We start from the raw sequence: 12,411 nt of genomic DNA, 5'->3' as shown, positions 1-12,411 counted from the left end.
ATCTTTTTGTAAATAGCACAATTTTACCTCTAGGAAACGATATCAAAATTTCTAAATTTGCTCTTTTTCACCAGTATGAAAGCAATATTTAAGTACTAATCTCAAAGGGGTATTTGAAGTTTTTATAACCGACTATTTATTAAGCAATCCATCTAATTTCTCTATTAATAATGGATCTGAGGGTCTTAATGTGTTTGAATCTATGATTACTCCTTTTGGGTCAATCAGTATGAATCTTGGTATAGTGTCCACTTTAAAGTAATTGCTGAAAGCAGTAGTAACTCTATCATCCTGAAGTAATTGTACTCCTGACATTGACTTAGCTGCAATCATCTTTTTCCATTTTTCAATATCGCTATATTGATCTGAAGAAATACTTAGAAAAGCAATATTTTTACCTTGGTATAGTTCTTCCATTTTTTTCAAATAGGGGATCTCGCGTATACAAGGCGCACACCAAGTTGCCCATATATCGATATATACATACTTTCCTTTGAAATCCCCTAACATAGACTGTCCTCCTTTGTAGTTTATAAAAGAAAAGTTAGGTGAAACAGTAGTATTCAATTTATTTTGAGCTACTTGAAATTGGTGTTGGGTTTCAATTCTTAGATATTGATCTTCAATTTGTTTCTTTATTTCAGTATAAAATTCCGGATTTAATTTTTTACCTTCAATAAGTGATAAACTTAACGTTCTAGCCTTATCAAATTCGGTTCTAAAATTTTTATCATCTTTAAATATAGAGTCGCTTGGAAAACTATTAGGTACCTCTTGAAAAAGATTATTTTCGTCTGATCCTCTGCCACTAAACTGCATAGGTTCTCCCCATTTATTAATGTCTAAAGAGATTTTTAGATCAAATCCATTTGCTAAATAAATAGTGTGATAACTCGAAGAGTTTTTAGTGTAAGATAGAAGATGCATCGTTGGTTTCACAGTTACAGTATCTTTAAAAACACCATTTTTATCCTTTTTAAGGATTTTAAGGAGGACGATTTCACTTTCTATGCTCCAAATAAAGAGGGAATCTGTTTTTTGTTTTGCAACATCAAATTCAACTGTAGCGTATGTTTTATCCTGACTGCTTGCATTTACAGTAATTAGTAGTGCAACAAGCATTAATATAACTTTATTCATAAGTTGCTAGTGTTAGAATTTGTCCTAAATATACTATTTTTTTTCTTACAATGTAAACTGTGAGAACAATGTGATTTAGCAAGTCTGCTTTAAAAAAAAAAAGACGGAAATTAGTTCATCCCTTCGCCATACAAATATTCATCTAAATCTATTTTAAACAACGTACCCTCTACAAGATCTTTAATAGATTTTAATTCCTTCATAGATACAGCCAAGTCAATTTGAGAACAAGGTGTTTTCAATAAAAATTTATGGCAATCATTTTTTAACTCACATTCCTCGCAACATTTATTAAGCGTGTAACTTTCATCAATGCAGCATCGAAAATGTTTCAATTCTTGTCGGCTAAAATAGAAACCGGTTTCTCTAAATATCATTTGTATCTTATCACTTAATATTTCGTTCTCCTTTCTCCAGAAAAAAGAAGTTCCGGCATCGTTGTAATATATCTGTTTCATTTCGTTCATAATCGTGTCGTTTAAAACAAATATAATAATTATTTAGATTTGTTCTAAATAAAACTGATTAAAAAAAGCATAAAAAAAAGTCGGTTTGCACATTTAAATGCAATACCGACTTCCTTTATTTCGAATAAGATTCTTAAACTTCGTTTTCGTGCTCTTCTAAATCTTTTCTAAGGTCTAATTTCCTAAAGGTTGGCGATACGATTCCAGTTGTTAAAACAACGAGTAGCGTCATGCTTCCTCCAAAAACCACTGCGGTAACCGTTCCCATTAATTTGGCGGTCAAACCACTTTCAAAAGCACCTAATTCATTTGAAGAACCTACAAACATAGAATTAACTGCTGATACACGACCACGCATGTGATCAGGCGTTTTTAATTGTAAAATAGTCTGTCTGATTACTACTGAAATTCCATCAAAAACACCACTTAAAAACAGTGCTGCTAATGATACCCAAAATATAGTAGAAAGACCAAACACAATAATACAGAGACCAAAAGCAAAGATTGCTGATAGTAATTTTAATCCTGCATTTTTACTTAAAGGTACATAAGCTGTGATCAACATGGTGATGAAGGCACCAACAGCGGGAGCAGCTCTCAAAAAGCCAAAGCCTTCTGGACCTACTTTTAAAATATCTTGTGCAAAAATGGGCAGTAAAGCAACTGCTCCCCCAAAGAGGACTGCAACCATATCTAGCGTAATAGCTCCTAACACAGTTTTGTTATTAAAAACAAATTTAATCCCCTCTGATAAACTTTGCATTACAGGCTCTCCAATTTTAGGATTCAAAATAGGTTTTTTCTCTATTCTCGAAAGGGAAATTAAAGCAAACAACGAACAAGCAAATACAAAACACATGGACCAGTGAACACCTATCCAGTTTATAGAAAACCCTGCTACAGCTGGACCTACAACTGAGGCAATTTGCCATACCGAACTACTCCAAGTGGCAGCATTAGGGTAAACTTTCTTTGGTACTAATAAAGATAAAAGTGAAAATATTGTTGGTCCTAAAAATGCGCGAACTAATCCTCCTAAAAAGACAAGAAAGTAAATAGCGTACAAGATACTTTGCGTATCAAAATCTCCAATTACAGCAGGCCATGTTAGTAAAAACAAACCAAAACTAATAACTGAAAATGCCAAAATGCATTTAACTAATAGCCATTTCTTTTCTTTCTGGTCAACAATATGTCCGGCAAACAATGCCATTGAAACTGCAGGAATAACTTCCATTAGTCCTATGAGTCCTAGTGATAGAGGATCTTTAGTAATGCTGTACACCTGCCATTCGATAACTATAAATTGCATAGACCAAGCAAATACCATGGCAAAACGCAATAATAAAAAGATATTAAACTCCTTATATCGTAAGGCGGCGTAAGGGTCTTTTTTCTTTAATTTGTCAGCACTCATTTCTTAAACTTTTTAATCGTAACTGTGTTGTGATATTGCCATTCCACTCATTCTCATCGATGCAATAAGCAATTTCAAATGGTTGTTGGTCTTTTGTTAGTGCTATTTTATTTCCCAAACCAAAACCTATAGCTGCAAGCCCTTCTGAACTATTTTGCTTTACAAATAAACGCAAGTGCTCGTCGTCTTTACCCATCGTTTTTCCATAACCGGTATCGATCACGTTTTTTGTTAAAAAGGTAGGTGTCATGTTTTGAGGTCCAAAAGGCTCAAACTGTTTCAAGATTCTAAAAAATTTGGGAGTGATATCAGCAAAATTAATTTCGGCATCAATCTCAATTTCGGGAGTAAGCATTTCAGGTTGGATAGTATCTTTTACTTGTTTTTCAAAGGCTGCCTTAAAAGCAGGATAATTCTCAGGTAGAATCGTCATTCCTGCAGCATACATGTGACCACCAAACTGCTCTAAATGTTCTGAACAAGCTTCAAGTGCATTGTACACATCAAATCCTTTTACAGATCGTGCCGAAGCCGCATATTTGTCTCCGCTCTTTGTAAATACTAGCGTAGGGCGGTAATAGGTTTCGATTAAGCGAGAGGCTACAATGCCAATTACGCCTTTATGCCAATCTTCTTGAAAAACTACCGATGTAAATTTCTCTGTTTCTTGATTTTCGATTATTTGTGCAAGCGCCTCCTTAGTGATTTGCTTGTCTAAATCTTTTCGATCAGAATTGTATTGCTCAATTTCTGAAGCAAATTGCTGCGCTTGATCAAAGTCAAATTCGGTTAGCAATTCTACAGCATGATTACCATGTTTTATTCTCCCTGCCGCATTAATACGCGGAGCAATGATAAAAACAACATCAGTAATATCTAGGGTTTTCTTTTTTACTTGATGGACTAACGCCTTAATACCAGGCCTTGGCTCAGCATTAATCACTTGCAATCCAAAATAAGCGAGAACACGATTTTCTCCAGTCATTGGGACAATATCTGCTGCAATGGCTGTAGCCACTAAGTCAAGATACGGAATCAAATCATCAATTGTTTCTCCCTTGCGACTTCCTAATGCTTGAATCAATTTAAATCCAACACCGCAACCACAAAGTTCGTCGTAAGGATAATTACAATCGCTTCTTTTAGGGTCTAAAACTGCTGCAGCCTCGGGTAGTTGGTCTCCCGGCCTGTGGTGATCACAAATGATAAAGTCTATTTGTTTTTCTTTTGCGTAAGCGACATGATCAATAGATTTAATACCGCAGTCTAACGCAATTATTAATGTGAAACCATTGTCTTCGGCAAAGTCAATTCCTTTATACGAAACGCCATATCCTTCAAGATAACGATCCGGAATGTAAGTAGCGATGTCTGGATAGTATGATTTTAAATAAGATGATACTAATGAAACCGCCGTAGTACCATCGACGTCATAATCGCCAAAAACCAGAATGCGTTCTTGATTTGCAATTGCTTTTTCGATTCTTTCCACGGCTTTGTCCATGTCTTTCATCAAGAACGGATCATGTAGATGATCTAGGGAAGGTCTAAAAAAAGCTTTGGCCTCTTCAAAAGTTTCTATCCCGCGCTGTACTAATAAAGTAGCTACAAAATCTTCTACATGTAAGGCTTGCGCCAAATGGTTAATTTTTTCATTAGAAGGTTCTGGCTTTATGGTCCACCTCATAGTACTAGGGATTATTCTGTTTTGGTAATTTGTTGCGTATAAAAATACCGCAATTTCGCCAACTGAAATAATGGTGAAATTGCGGTACGAGCTATTATTTCAATTGCAAAGCGTCTCCTTCAAATGCAATTCCGTTCCAACCACTTACCATAAAGTTACGGATGTTCTGGTGGTCTGTTCCTTCAGGGTTTTTCAAAACGTCTTCAGTATAGTAAGTACCAAAACAATTCAAAGTTTCTTCTAGAGAGAGTTGTTGCGCTTTCGCGAAAGCAAAAATCTTGCAAGAACCCGAATTTTCACCAGCAGCATTTTGTTGGTTTCCGTTTTTAAAAGCGGTAGGGGTAAAAACATAATTATCTTCAATTACAGCGATTGTATCTGCAAATGCAATTGAATTTGGATTTTCTTTTATGTTAGTTAGGAATGTAGTTAATGTCATGATGTGTTTTATTCTTTATTATCTTCTTTAGAAAATTTACTTTTCTTTGCTTCTTTTACAAATGGTTTTCCTGCCACTACCACTACGATTTCGCCACGAGGAGCTGTTTTTTCGAAATGGGTTAAGACTTCGCGAGTAGTTCCTCTTACATTTTCCTCATGCAGTTTAGATAATTCTCTTGAAACGCAGATTTGTCGGTCTTCGCCAAAGTAAGTGACAAATTCCACTAAGGTTTTTACCAGCTTATGTGGCGAAACATATAAAATCATCGTTCGTGCTTCTTCGGCTAATTCTAAATAGCGTGTTTGACGGCCTTTTTTTTCAGGTAAAAAACCTTCAAATACAAATTTGTCATTAGGCAAACCACTATTTACAAGTGCGGGCACAAATGCTGTTGCGCCGGGTAGACATTCAACAGTGATGCCATTTTCGACACAAGCGCGAGTCAATAAAAATCCTGGATCAGAGATGGCTGGAGTTCCCGCATCAGAAATCAAGGCAATGTTTTCTCCGGCCTGCAAACGAGCGATTAAATTCTCGACCGTTTTATGTTCGTTATGCATGTGGTGGCTGTGCATGTGCGTGCCTATCTCAAAATGTTTCAACAGTTTTCCGCTGGTACGGGTGTCTTCTGCAAGAATTAAATCGACTTCTTTGAGAATTCTAATTGCTCTAAAAGTCATGTCTTCGAGGTTACCTATAGGCGTGGGAACAATATATAATTTTGACATAGTAGTATTTACAAGTATTTTAAAATGGAGCGTTTAGTGATTTAAACTGCAGTTTTATTGAACGTATTACAAGAATTTTTTCTCGATAATGTCTATAAAACGCTCTGCATAATCATCTTTACCTTTCCAGTCGTTGTAATCTGGTTTCACCATTTCTTCGATAAAGTTACGAGTTTCGTAAAAGTTATCAAAGGTAATCAGCTGATTTAGAACGCGGTTGTAATCTTCTTCACTATTTCCGAATAAGTGTTTTACAAATGCAATTCTATCATTCAAGTCAATATCGATTCCTTTTGAGAATTTATCATTCAATGACAAGCTCTTAGCAAGTGGTGTTGCCATTTCTTCTGATTTCTCAAAAATAGGTGGAGGAGTGTTAGCTGTTTCAGTTGTAGCATGTTCTCTACTTACAGTTCTAGGGAGTTCTGGAATAACATTTTCAACTTCACTTTTTTCTTCGATAGGATCAAAAATTGGCTCAGGAGCTAATGGCGCAACGTCCTCAACTTTTACAAATTGTGGTTCGCCATAGTTCAATCCTAATAAATCTTCAAACGAAATTTGAACTGCTTCTAAACGAGCAGGCTCTTCTGTTGGTTTGTTGTTTTCGAAACTTGGAGTGAATGAGAAGATGCTCTCTTCTTTCTTTTCTTCGATTATAGGTTCATTAGCAACTTGTACAGTTTCTTCTGCATTAATTTCGCCGTCAATTACTTCTTCGACAGCGGTTAAATGTTCGTTTTTTGTTTCTTCTGTTTCTTCGTCTTCTTCTGGAACCAAAATTTCTTCTGTAGGCGTTTCCTCAGCTAACTCTTCTACATGTTCAGAAACTTCTTGTTCTTCTTTAATATCAGCTTCAAAATCAGGATTTACTTCTGCAATTTTAGGAGTAAATTCTTCTTCCTCATTTTCTGGAAGTTGCTCTTCTTCAATTTCGATTTCTTCTTCGATAGGAGCCTCTTCAATTTCTTTTTCAGGTCCAATTGTAGGTTCTTCTTCTACTTCATCTTCATCCTCTGCTGATTCGATAACTTCAGTTTCTTCAACTGTTTCGATTTCTTCTGGAGTTTCGTCTTGATGAAGGTTTTCTTCGTTCATTTCGATTTCAGTTTCTGCAGGTAATTCTTCTTCCTTATCATAGAAACGCTCCATATCCTCTAGAGCCGCAGCTTGACCTATTGTAGGTTTTACATCACCATAATGCGCGTCAATAAAACGTAAAACAGATAGTTTTTCGTATAATTTTTGACTCTCCAAATACAATTGATTGATATCAGATTTATTTTTAAGTTGTAATACTCTGTGAGCAATGCTAATTAAATCAGCTTCCAGTCTTTTTTTCATAACCTTTGTATTATTGTAATTATGGCGTGTTTTGTTTGTTTTGATATGCAGCTTAAATTCTTGCTTTTGATTCATAAGATGTTAGCTAACCTATTTAATTTTTTAAATAAGTCCTGATGAATCCGTGAATTGATAAAATTTTTCTACTTTTGAGACAGTGTAAAAGTATAAAATCTTAAGCCGAATTATTACAATACAAAGTAATAAAATCTATTCATTTTTTAAGTTAGAAAAATACGAAATGTTTCTCGAAAATACAGTAAATCATAAAGAGCAGTTTGGTTGGATTGAAGTCATCTGCGGTTCCATGTTTTCGGGTAAAACCGAAGAATTAATACGTCGTCTTAAAAGAGCGCAATTTGCCAAACAAAAAGTTGAAATTTTTAAACCTGAAATAGATACACGTTACCATGACGAAATGGTGGTGTCGCATGATTCAAACGAAATTAGATCAACTCCAGTTCCTGCTGCTGCAAATATTGCTATTTTGGCACAAGGATGTGACGTGGTTGGGATTGATGAAGCACAATTTTTTGATGACGAGATAGTGAAAATTTGCAACGATCTTGCCAATCAAGGTATCCGTGTTATTGTGGCTGGATTGGACATGGATTTTAAAGGAAATCCTTTCGGGCCAATGCCTGCATTAATGGCTACCGCTGAGTATGTTACTAAAGTGCACGCGGTATGCACGCGAACAGGGAACTTGGCCAATTACAGCTTTAGAAAAACAGATAGTGATAAATTGGTTATGCTAGGGGAAACCGAAGAATACGAACCGTTGAGTCGGGCGGCATATTATCATGCCATGCGGGAAGTCCTCTCCCCAACCCTCTCCAAAGGAGAGGGAGACGAAACGAAAAAGGATTCTATATAATTCAAAACCCTTTCTAATGCTCAGAAAGGGTTTTTTGTTTTATAACTGGGAAGTTGTTTTGATCCATCTGTTTAATAGATAAATAATTTGGAGTTTTTGATGAGATGAATTATCCTCTAAGCCATTTGAATTTAAGAATACTCATGGCTCTCGTTTATAGATACTTGTGGCTTAGGGTCGTTTTAAATTCAATTTTGTATCTTTGATTTATAATTAATTGCAATGGATTTACAAAGCCGAAAAATATCATTTGTTCAGGAATTTCTTTCTATTGAAAGTGAGGAGCTTATTTCTCGATTTGAAAACTTGCTGAAAAATAAAAATACTACTCTTAAGAATACAGAATTAAATTCGATGACTATTTCAGACTTAAACAGAAGAATAGACCAATCAGAAGATGATTCTAATAAGGGAAGACTGACTGAGATGGAAGACTTTTTGAGTGAAATAGAAAAATGGAATTAAAAGTTTATTGGACAGACTTTGCCAAAATAGAACTTCAACACATTTATGAATTTCTTAAAACTACTGCTACTATAATTGTTGCAAAAAATACAATTAATGATATAACTAATGAAGTCAAACTACTCAGCAACCATCCTTACTTAGGTAAAATTGAGGAATTACTGGTAGATCGATCTAGAGTTTTTAGGGTTTTAATTAGTAAGGATTATAAAGTTATTTATTGAGTGAACACAAATAAAAATCAAATAGAAATTTGGGATGTGTTCAATTGCAAACAAAACCTCGTTAAAATAAAAAGGACCAAATAAAATAATTTACTTAGTCCTTTTTTTGCATTCAATAAAAATCGTCATTCTTAGATTTTTTTCCTCATTCTAGCTACCGGAATATCGAGTTGTTCTCTATATTTAGCAATGGTTCTTCTAGCAATAGGATATCCTTTTTCCTTTAATAATTCAGCTAACTGATCATCGGGATGAGGTTTTTTCTTGTCTTCTTCTTCGATTATATTTTGTAATATCTTTTTGATTTCGAGTGTAGAAACATCTTCACCTTGATCATTTTTCATCGCTTCTGAGAAAAATTCCTTAATTAACTTCGTTCCATAAGGTGTCTCAACATACTTGCTATTGGCTACCCTGGAAATTGTCGAAATATCTAATCCCACCATATCTGCAATGTCTTTTAAGATCATTGGTTTCAATTTGGTTTCGTCTCCTTCTAGAAAGTATTCTTCTTGATAATGCATAATAGCATTCATGGTCACAAACAAAGTCTCTTGACGCTGACGTATCGCATCGATAAACCATTTAGCCGAGTCCAATTTTTGCTTGATAAACTGTACGGCATCTTTTTGTGCTCCAGATTTATCAGTAGACTCTTTATAAGTTTGCATCATCTCTTGATAGTCTTTTGAGACATGCAAGCTTGGTGCGTTTCTTCCGTTTAGAGTAAGTTCTAATTCTCCTTCTACTATTCGAATAGCAAAGTCAGGAACGACATTCTCTGTTATTTTATTATTTCCGGTAAAGGCTCCACCGGGCTTTGGATTTAAGCGTTCGATTTCGTTAATCGCTTTCTTCAGCTGCTCATTAGAGACACCATATTTTTGCAATAATTTATCGTAATGCTTCTTTGTAAAAGCATCAAATTGGTTTTCGATAATATCAGTAGCCAAGTCAATATATTCTGATGGCGTTTTGTGCTTCAACTGCAGCAATAAACATTCTTGTAGATCGCGTGCTCCCACACCTGATGGCTCCAGCTCATGAATAACGTGAAGCATTCTTTCGACCATTTCCTCATCGGTATAAATTGCTTGAGTAAAAGCCATATCATCGACAATATCAGGAATACTACGGCGTATGTAACCCATATCATCAATACTTCCTACTAGGAATTCTGCAATTTCTCGCTCTTGATCGTCAATGATAAAAGTATTCAATTGATTGATTAAATCTTGATGAAAACTAATAGGCGAGGCTAGTGGTGACTCGCGTTCTTCATCATCGTCACTGTAATTATTAGCTTGTGTTTTATAATCTGGTGAATCATCATCACTTAAATACTCGTCGATATTAATGTCATCAGCTTCAATTCTCTCTGAATCTGTGTCTTCATAATCGTCGTATTCATCGTTTTCAAAATCATCATTCTCATAATCATCTTCTTTTCCAGTTTCTAAAGCTGGATTCTCATTCATCTCCTCTAATAAACGTTGCTCAAAGGCTTGCGTAGGCAATTGAATTAACTTCATCAGCTGGATTTGCTGTGGAGATAATTTCTGTGATAATTTTAAATTTAAGAATTGCTTTAGCATTTTATATTTTTTGTTTAAAAAAGTTTAAGGTTTAAGGTTTAAAGTTGTTCGTATCTTAATCAACTTTAAACCTTAAACAATTTAAACTATTCCTAGAATTCTGCATTCATTGGTGTTCTTGGGAAAGGAATTACGTCACGTATATTTGTCATTCCAGTTACAAACAGCACCAATCTTTCAAATCCTAATCCGAAACCAGAGTGAACTGCTGATCCAAATCTTCTAGTATCTAAGTACCACCACAATTCTTCTTCATCAATTCCTAGAGCTTTCATTTTTTCGACCAAAACGTCAAAACGTTCCTCTCTTTGTGAACCTCCTACAATTTCTCCAATTCCAGGGAAAAGGATGTCCATAGCGCGAACTGTTTTTCCGTCTTCATTCAAACGCATGTAAAATGCTTTGATATTTGCTGGATAATCAAACAAGATTACCGGACATTTAAAATGTTTTTCAACTAAATAACGCTCGTGTTCTGACTGTAAATCAGCTCCCCATTCATTGATAATATAGTTGAATTTTTTCTTTTTATTTGGCGTGCAATCTCTTAAAATGTCAATTGCCTCCGTGTATGAAACGCGTTTAAAGTTGTTGTCTAGAACAAAGTTTAATTTGTCTAGCAAAGCCATTTCGCTTCTCTCAGCTTGTGGTTTAGATTTTTCTTCGTCTAATAAACGACCTTCTAGGAATTTTAAATCCTCAGGACATTTGTCAAGCGTATATTTAATAACGTACTGAATAAAATCTTCAGCAAGATCCATATTGTCATTCAAATCATTAAAAGCAACCTCTGGCTCAATCATCCAGAATTCTGCAAGGTGACGAGATGTATTTGAATTTTCGGCTCTAAACGTAGGTCCAAAAGTGTAGATCTGTCCCAAAGCCATCGCAAAAGTTTCTCCCTCTAATTGTCCCGAAACCGTTAAATTAGTTTCTTTCCCAAAGAAATCTTCTCTATAATCTACTTTTCCATCTTCTTTTCTTGGTGTTTCGTCAAATGGTAAAGCTGTAACTTTAAACATTTCACCGGCACCCTCAGCGTCAGATCCAGTGATAATAGGTGTGTTTACATACACAAAACCTTTCTCTTGAAAATAACTGTGTACGGCGTATGATAAAACTGATCGAACACGCATGATTGCACCAAACATGTTGGTACGAACACGTAAATGTGCGTTTTCACGTAAAAAATCTAAACTTGGTTTGTTCTTAGGTTGTATTGGGAACTTCTCTGCATCAGAGTCTCCTAATATTTCTAATTGCGCAACTTGAATTTCAAATTTTTGTCCAGCACCTTTACTCTCAACAAGGCTTCCCGTTACTGATATCGCAGCTCCCGTAGTAATTCTTTTAAGTAATTCGTCTGGCGTATTTTCAAAATCTACAACACATTGAATATTATTGATGGTAGAACCATCGTTCAAAGCGATAAATTGATTATTTCTAAAAGTTCTCACCCATCCTTTTGCATTTACTTCTTGAAGCGTCGTGGTGCTGTTTAGTAAGTCTTTAACTTTTGTATGTCTCATTTTATGTGTAGAGTTGATTTTTTAATTGTCTCGTGTTCTAACTGCAAATATAAATCATTTGTTTTAAATGTCATTATAGTAATGATGCATTAGAAGCATACAAAGTGCTTTTTTTTGGAGCATTTTCCCGCTATTCGCTATATCTTTTATATCTCCCTATAGCTATCGGGAGATATAAAAGGATGCCTCTACTATCGGGGCTAGTAAATAGTGGAATTACGAGTATTAAGACTATTTTCAAGATTAAAAAAACCAAGACAAGATTGAATTTTCTCCTCACAGTTTGTCACGCTGAAAGCGTACCACGAAAGTAGCGCAACGATGCAGAGTCGCTTTCAGCGGGACAAGCTTGGGTTTAATAGATCGGGTAAGCTAATTAGAAGCGCAGTACTTCACATAGTTTATCACGCTGAAAGCGTCTCACGAAAGTAGCACCGCGGTGTAGAGAAGCTTTCAACGGAACAAGTTTGGGTTTAATAGATCGGGTAAGCTAATT

12 protein-coding genes are annotated in these 12,411 nt (G+C 35.3%); 3 read left to right on the top strand and 9 right to left on the bottom strand.

What is annotated here, in order from left to right:
* Positions 1-132: 132 nt before the first annotated feature.
* The 7 genes from H603_RS0109875 to H603_RS0109845 form a co-directional block, all read right to left on the bottom strand.
* On the bottom strand, positions 133-1,140 hold the full coding sequence (locus H603_RS0109875) for a TlpA family protein disulfide reductase (RefSeq protein ID WP_026708447.1): 1,008 nt from the start codon (positions 1,138-1,140) through the stop codon (positions 133-135).
* A gap of 110 nt (positions 1,141-1,250) precedes the next feature.
* Positions 1,251-1,607, bottom strand: a complete 357-nt coding sequence (locus tag H603_RS0109870) for a hypothetical protein (protein WP_026708446.1) — start codon at positions 1,605-1,607, stop codon at positions 1,251-1,253.
* A gap of 133 nt (positions 1,608-1,740) precedes the next feature.
* Positions 1,741-3,024, bottom strand: a complete 1,284-nt coding sequence (locus H603_RS0109865; RefSeq protein WP_026708445.1) for an MFS transporter — start codon at positions 3,022-3,024, stop codon at positions 1,741-1,743.
* Positions 3,014-4,711, bottom strand: coding sequence for a single-stranded-DNA-specific exonuclease RecJ (gene recJ / locus H603_RS0109860; protein ID WP_026708444.1), 1,698 nt, complete (start codon positions 4,709-4,711; stop codon positions 3,014-3,016). The genes H603_RS0109865 and recJ overlap by 11 nt, the downstream gene beginning before the upstream one ends.
* Positions 4,712-4,805: 94 nt before the next feature.
* Positions 4,806-5,150 (bottom strand): HopJ type III effector protein, encoded by a 345-nt coding sequence (locus H603_RS0109855; RefSeq protein ID WP_026708443.1) that lies wholly within the window; start codon positions 5,148-5,150, stop codon positions 4,806-4,808.
* Between the two features lie 8 nt (positions 5,151-5,158).
* Positions 5,159-5,881 (bottom strand): 16S rRNA (cytidine(1402)-2'-O)-methyltransferase, encoded by a 723-nt coding sequence (rsmI, locus tag H603_RS0109850; protein WP_026708442.1) that lies wholly within the window; start codon positions 5,879-5,881, stop codon positions 5,159-5,161.
* Between the two features lie 66 nt (positions 5,882-5,947).
* The gene (locus H603_RS0109845) at positions 5,948-7,225 is read right to left on the bottom strand and encodes a hypothetical protein (protein ID WP_026708441.1); all 1,278 of its coding nucleotides are present in this window, start codon (positions 7,223-7,225) and stop codon (positions 5,948-5,950) included.
* Positions 7,226-7,466: 241 nt separating this feature from the next.
* Between H603_RS0109845 and H603_RS0109840 the strand changes: the two genes are divergently transcribed.
* From H603_RS0109840 to H603_RS16685, 3 genes are all read left to right on the top strand, one after another.
* Complete coding sequence (locus H603_RS0109840) at positions 7,467-8,102, top strand: thymidine kinase (RefSeq protein WP_026708440.1); 636 nt, start codon at positions 7,467-7,469, stop codon at positions 8,100-8,102.
* 222 nt (positions 8,103-8,324) lie between these two features.
* On the top strand, positions 8,325-8,567 hold the full coding sequence (locus H603_RS0109835) for a hypothetical protein (RefSeq protein ID WP_026708439.1): 243 nt from the start codon (positions 8,325-8,327) through the stop codon (positions 8,565-8,567).
* On the top strand, positions 8,558-8,791 hold the full coding sequence (locus H603_RS16685; RefSeq protein WP_051219267.1) for a type II toxin-antitoxin system RelE/ParE family toxin: 234 nt from the start codon (positions 8,558-8,560) through the stop codon (positions 8,789-8,791). Before H603_RS0109835 ends, H603_RS16685 begins: the two co-directional genes overlap by 10 nt.
* 131 nt (positions 8,792-8,922) lie before the next feature.
* Here the strand turns inward: H603_RS16685 and rpoN are convergent, their stop codons facing one another.
* Complete coding sequence (gene rpoN / locus H603_RS0109825) at positions 8,923-10,386, bottom strand: RNA polymerase factor sigma-54 (RefSeq protein WP_026708438.1); 1,464 nt, start codon at positions 10,384-10,386, stop codon at positions 8,923-8,925.
* 92 nt (positions 10,387-10,478) lie between these two features.
* Positions 10,479-11,915, bottom strand: coding sequence for an asparagine--tRNA ligase (gene asnS / locus H603_RS0109820; protein ID WP_026708437.1), 1,437 nt, complete (start codon positions 11,913-11,915; stop codon positions 10,479-10,481).
* Between the last annotated feature and the right edge of the window lie 496 nt (positions 11,916-12,411).

Source organism: Flavobacterium frigidarium DSM 17623, assembly GCF_000425505.1.
GTDB lineage: Bacteria > Bacteroidota > Bacteroidia > Flavobacteriales > Flavobacteriaceae > Flavobacterium > Flavobacterium frigidarium.
The sequence above is the reverse complement of the archived record's forward strand: the minus strand, read 5'-3'. Positions and strand labels throughout refer to the sequence as shown.

Excerpts from the sequence above, each read along its gene's own strand:
- H603_RS0109875 (WP_026708447.1), bottom strand. The coding sequence starts at position 1,140 with ATGAATAAAGTTATATTAATGCTTGTTGCACTACTAATTACTGTAAAT.
- H603_RS0109870 (WP_026708446.1), bottom strand. The coding sequence starts at position 1,607 with ATGAACGAAATGAAACAGATATATTACAACGATGCCGGAACTTCTTTT.
- H603_RS0109865 (WP_026708445.1), bottom strand. The coding sequence starts at position 3,024 with ATGAGTGCTGACAAATTAAAGAAAAAAGACCCTTACGCCGCCTTACGA.
- recJ (WP_026708444.1), bottom strand. The coding sequence starts at position 4,711 with ATGAGGTGGACCATAAAGCCAGAACCTTCTAATGAAAAAATTAACCAT.
- H603_RS0109855 (WP_026708443.1), bottom strand. The coding sequence starts at position 5,150 with ATGACATTAACTACATTCCTAACTAACATAAAAGAAAATCCAAATTCA.
- rsmI (WP_026708442.1), bottom strand. The coding sequence starts at position 5,881 with ATGTCAAAATTATATATTGTTCCCACGCCTATAGGTAACCTCGAAGAC.
- H603_RS0109845 (WP_026708441.1), bottom strand. The coding sequence starts at position 7,225 with ATGAAAAAAAGACTGGAAGCTGATTTAATTAGCATTGCTCACAGAGTA.
- H603_RS0109840 (WP_026708440.1), top strand. The coding sequence starts at position 7,467 with ATGTTTCTCGAAAATACAGTAAATCATAAAGAGCAGTTTGGTTGGATT.
- H603_RS0109835 (WP_026708439.1), top strand. The coding sequence starts at position 8,325 with ATGGATTTACAAAGCCGAAAAATATCATTTGTTCAGGAATTTCTTTCT.
- H603_RS16685 (WP_051219267.1), top strand. The coding sequence starts at position 8,558 with ATGGAATTAAAAGTTTATTGGACAGACTTTGCCAAAATAGAACTTCAA.
- rpoN (WP_026708438.1), bottom strand. The coding sequence starts at position 10,386 with ATGCTAAAGCAATTCTTAAATTTAAAATTATCACAGAAATTATCTCCA.
- asnS (WP_026708437.1), bottom strand. The coding sequence starts at position 11,915 with ATGAGACATACAAAAGTTAAAGACTTACTAAACAGCACCACGACGCTT.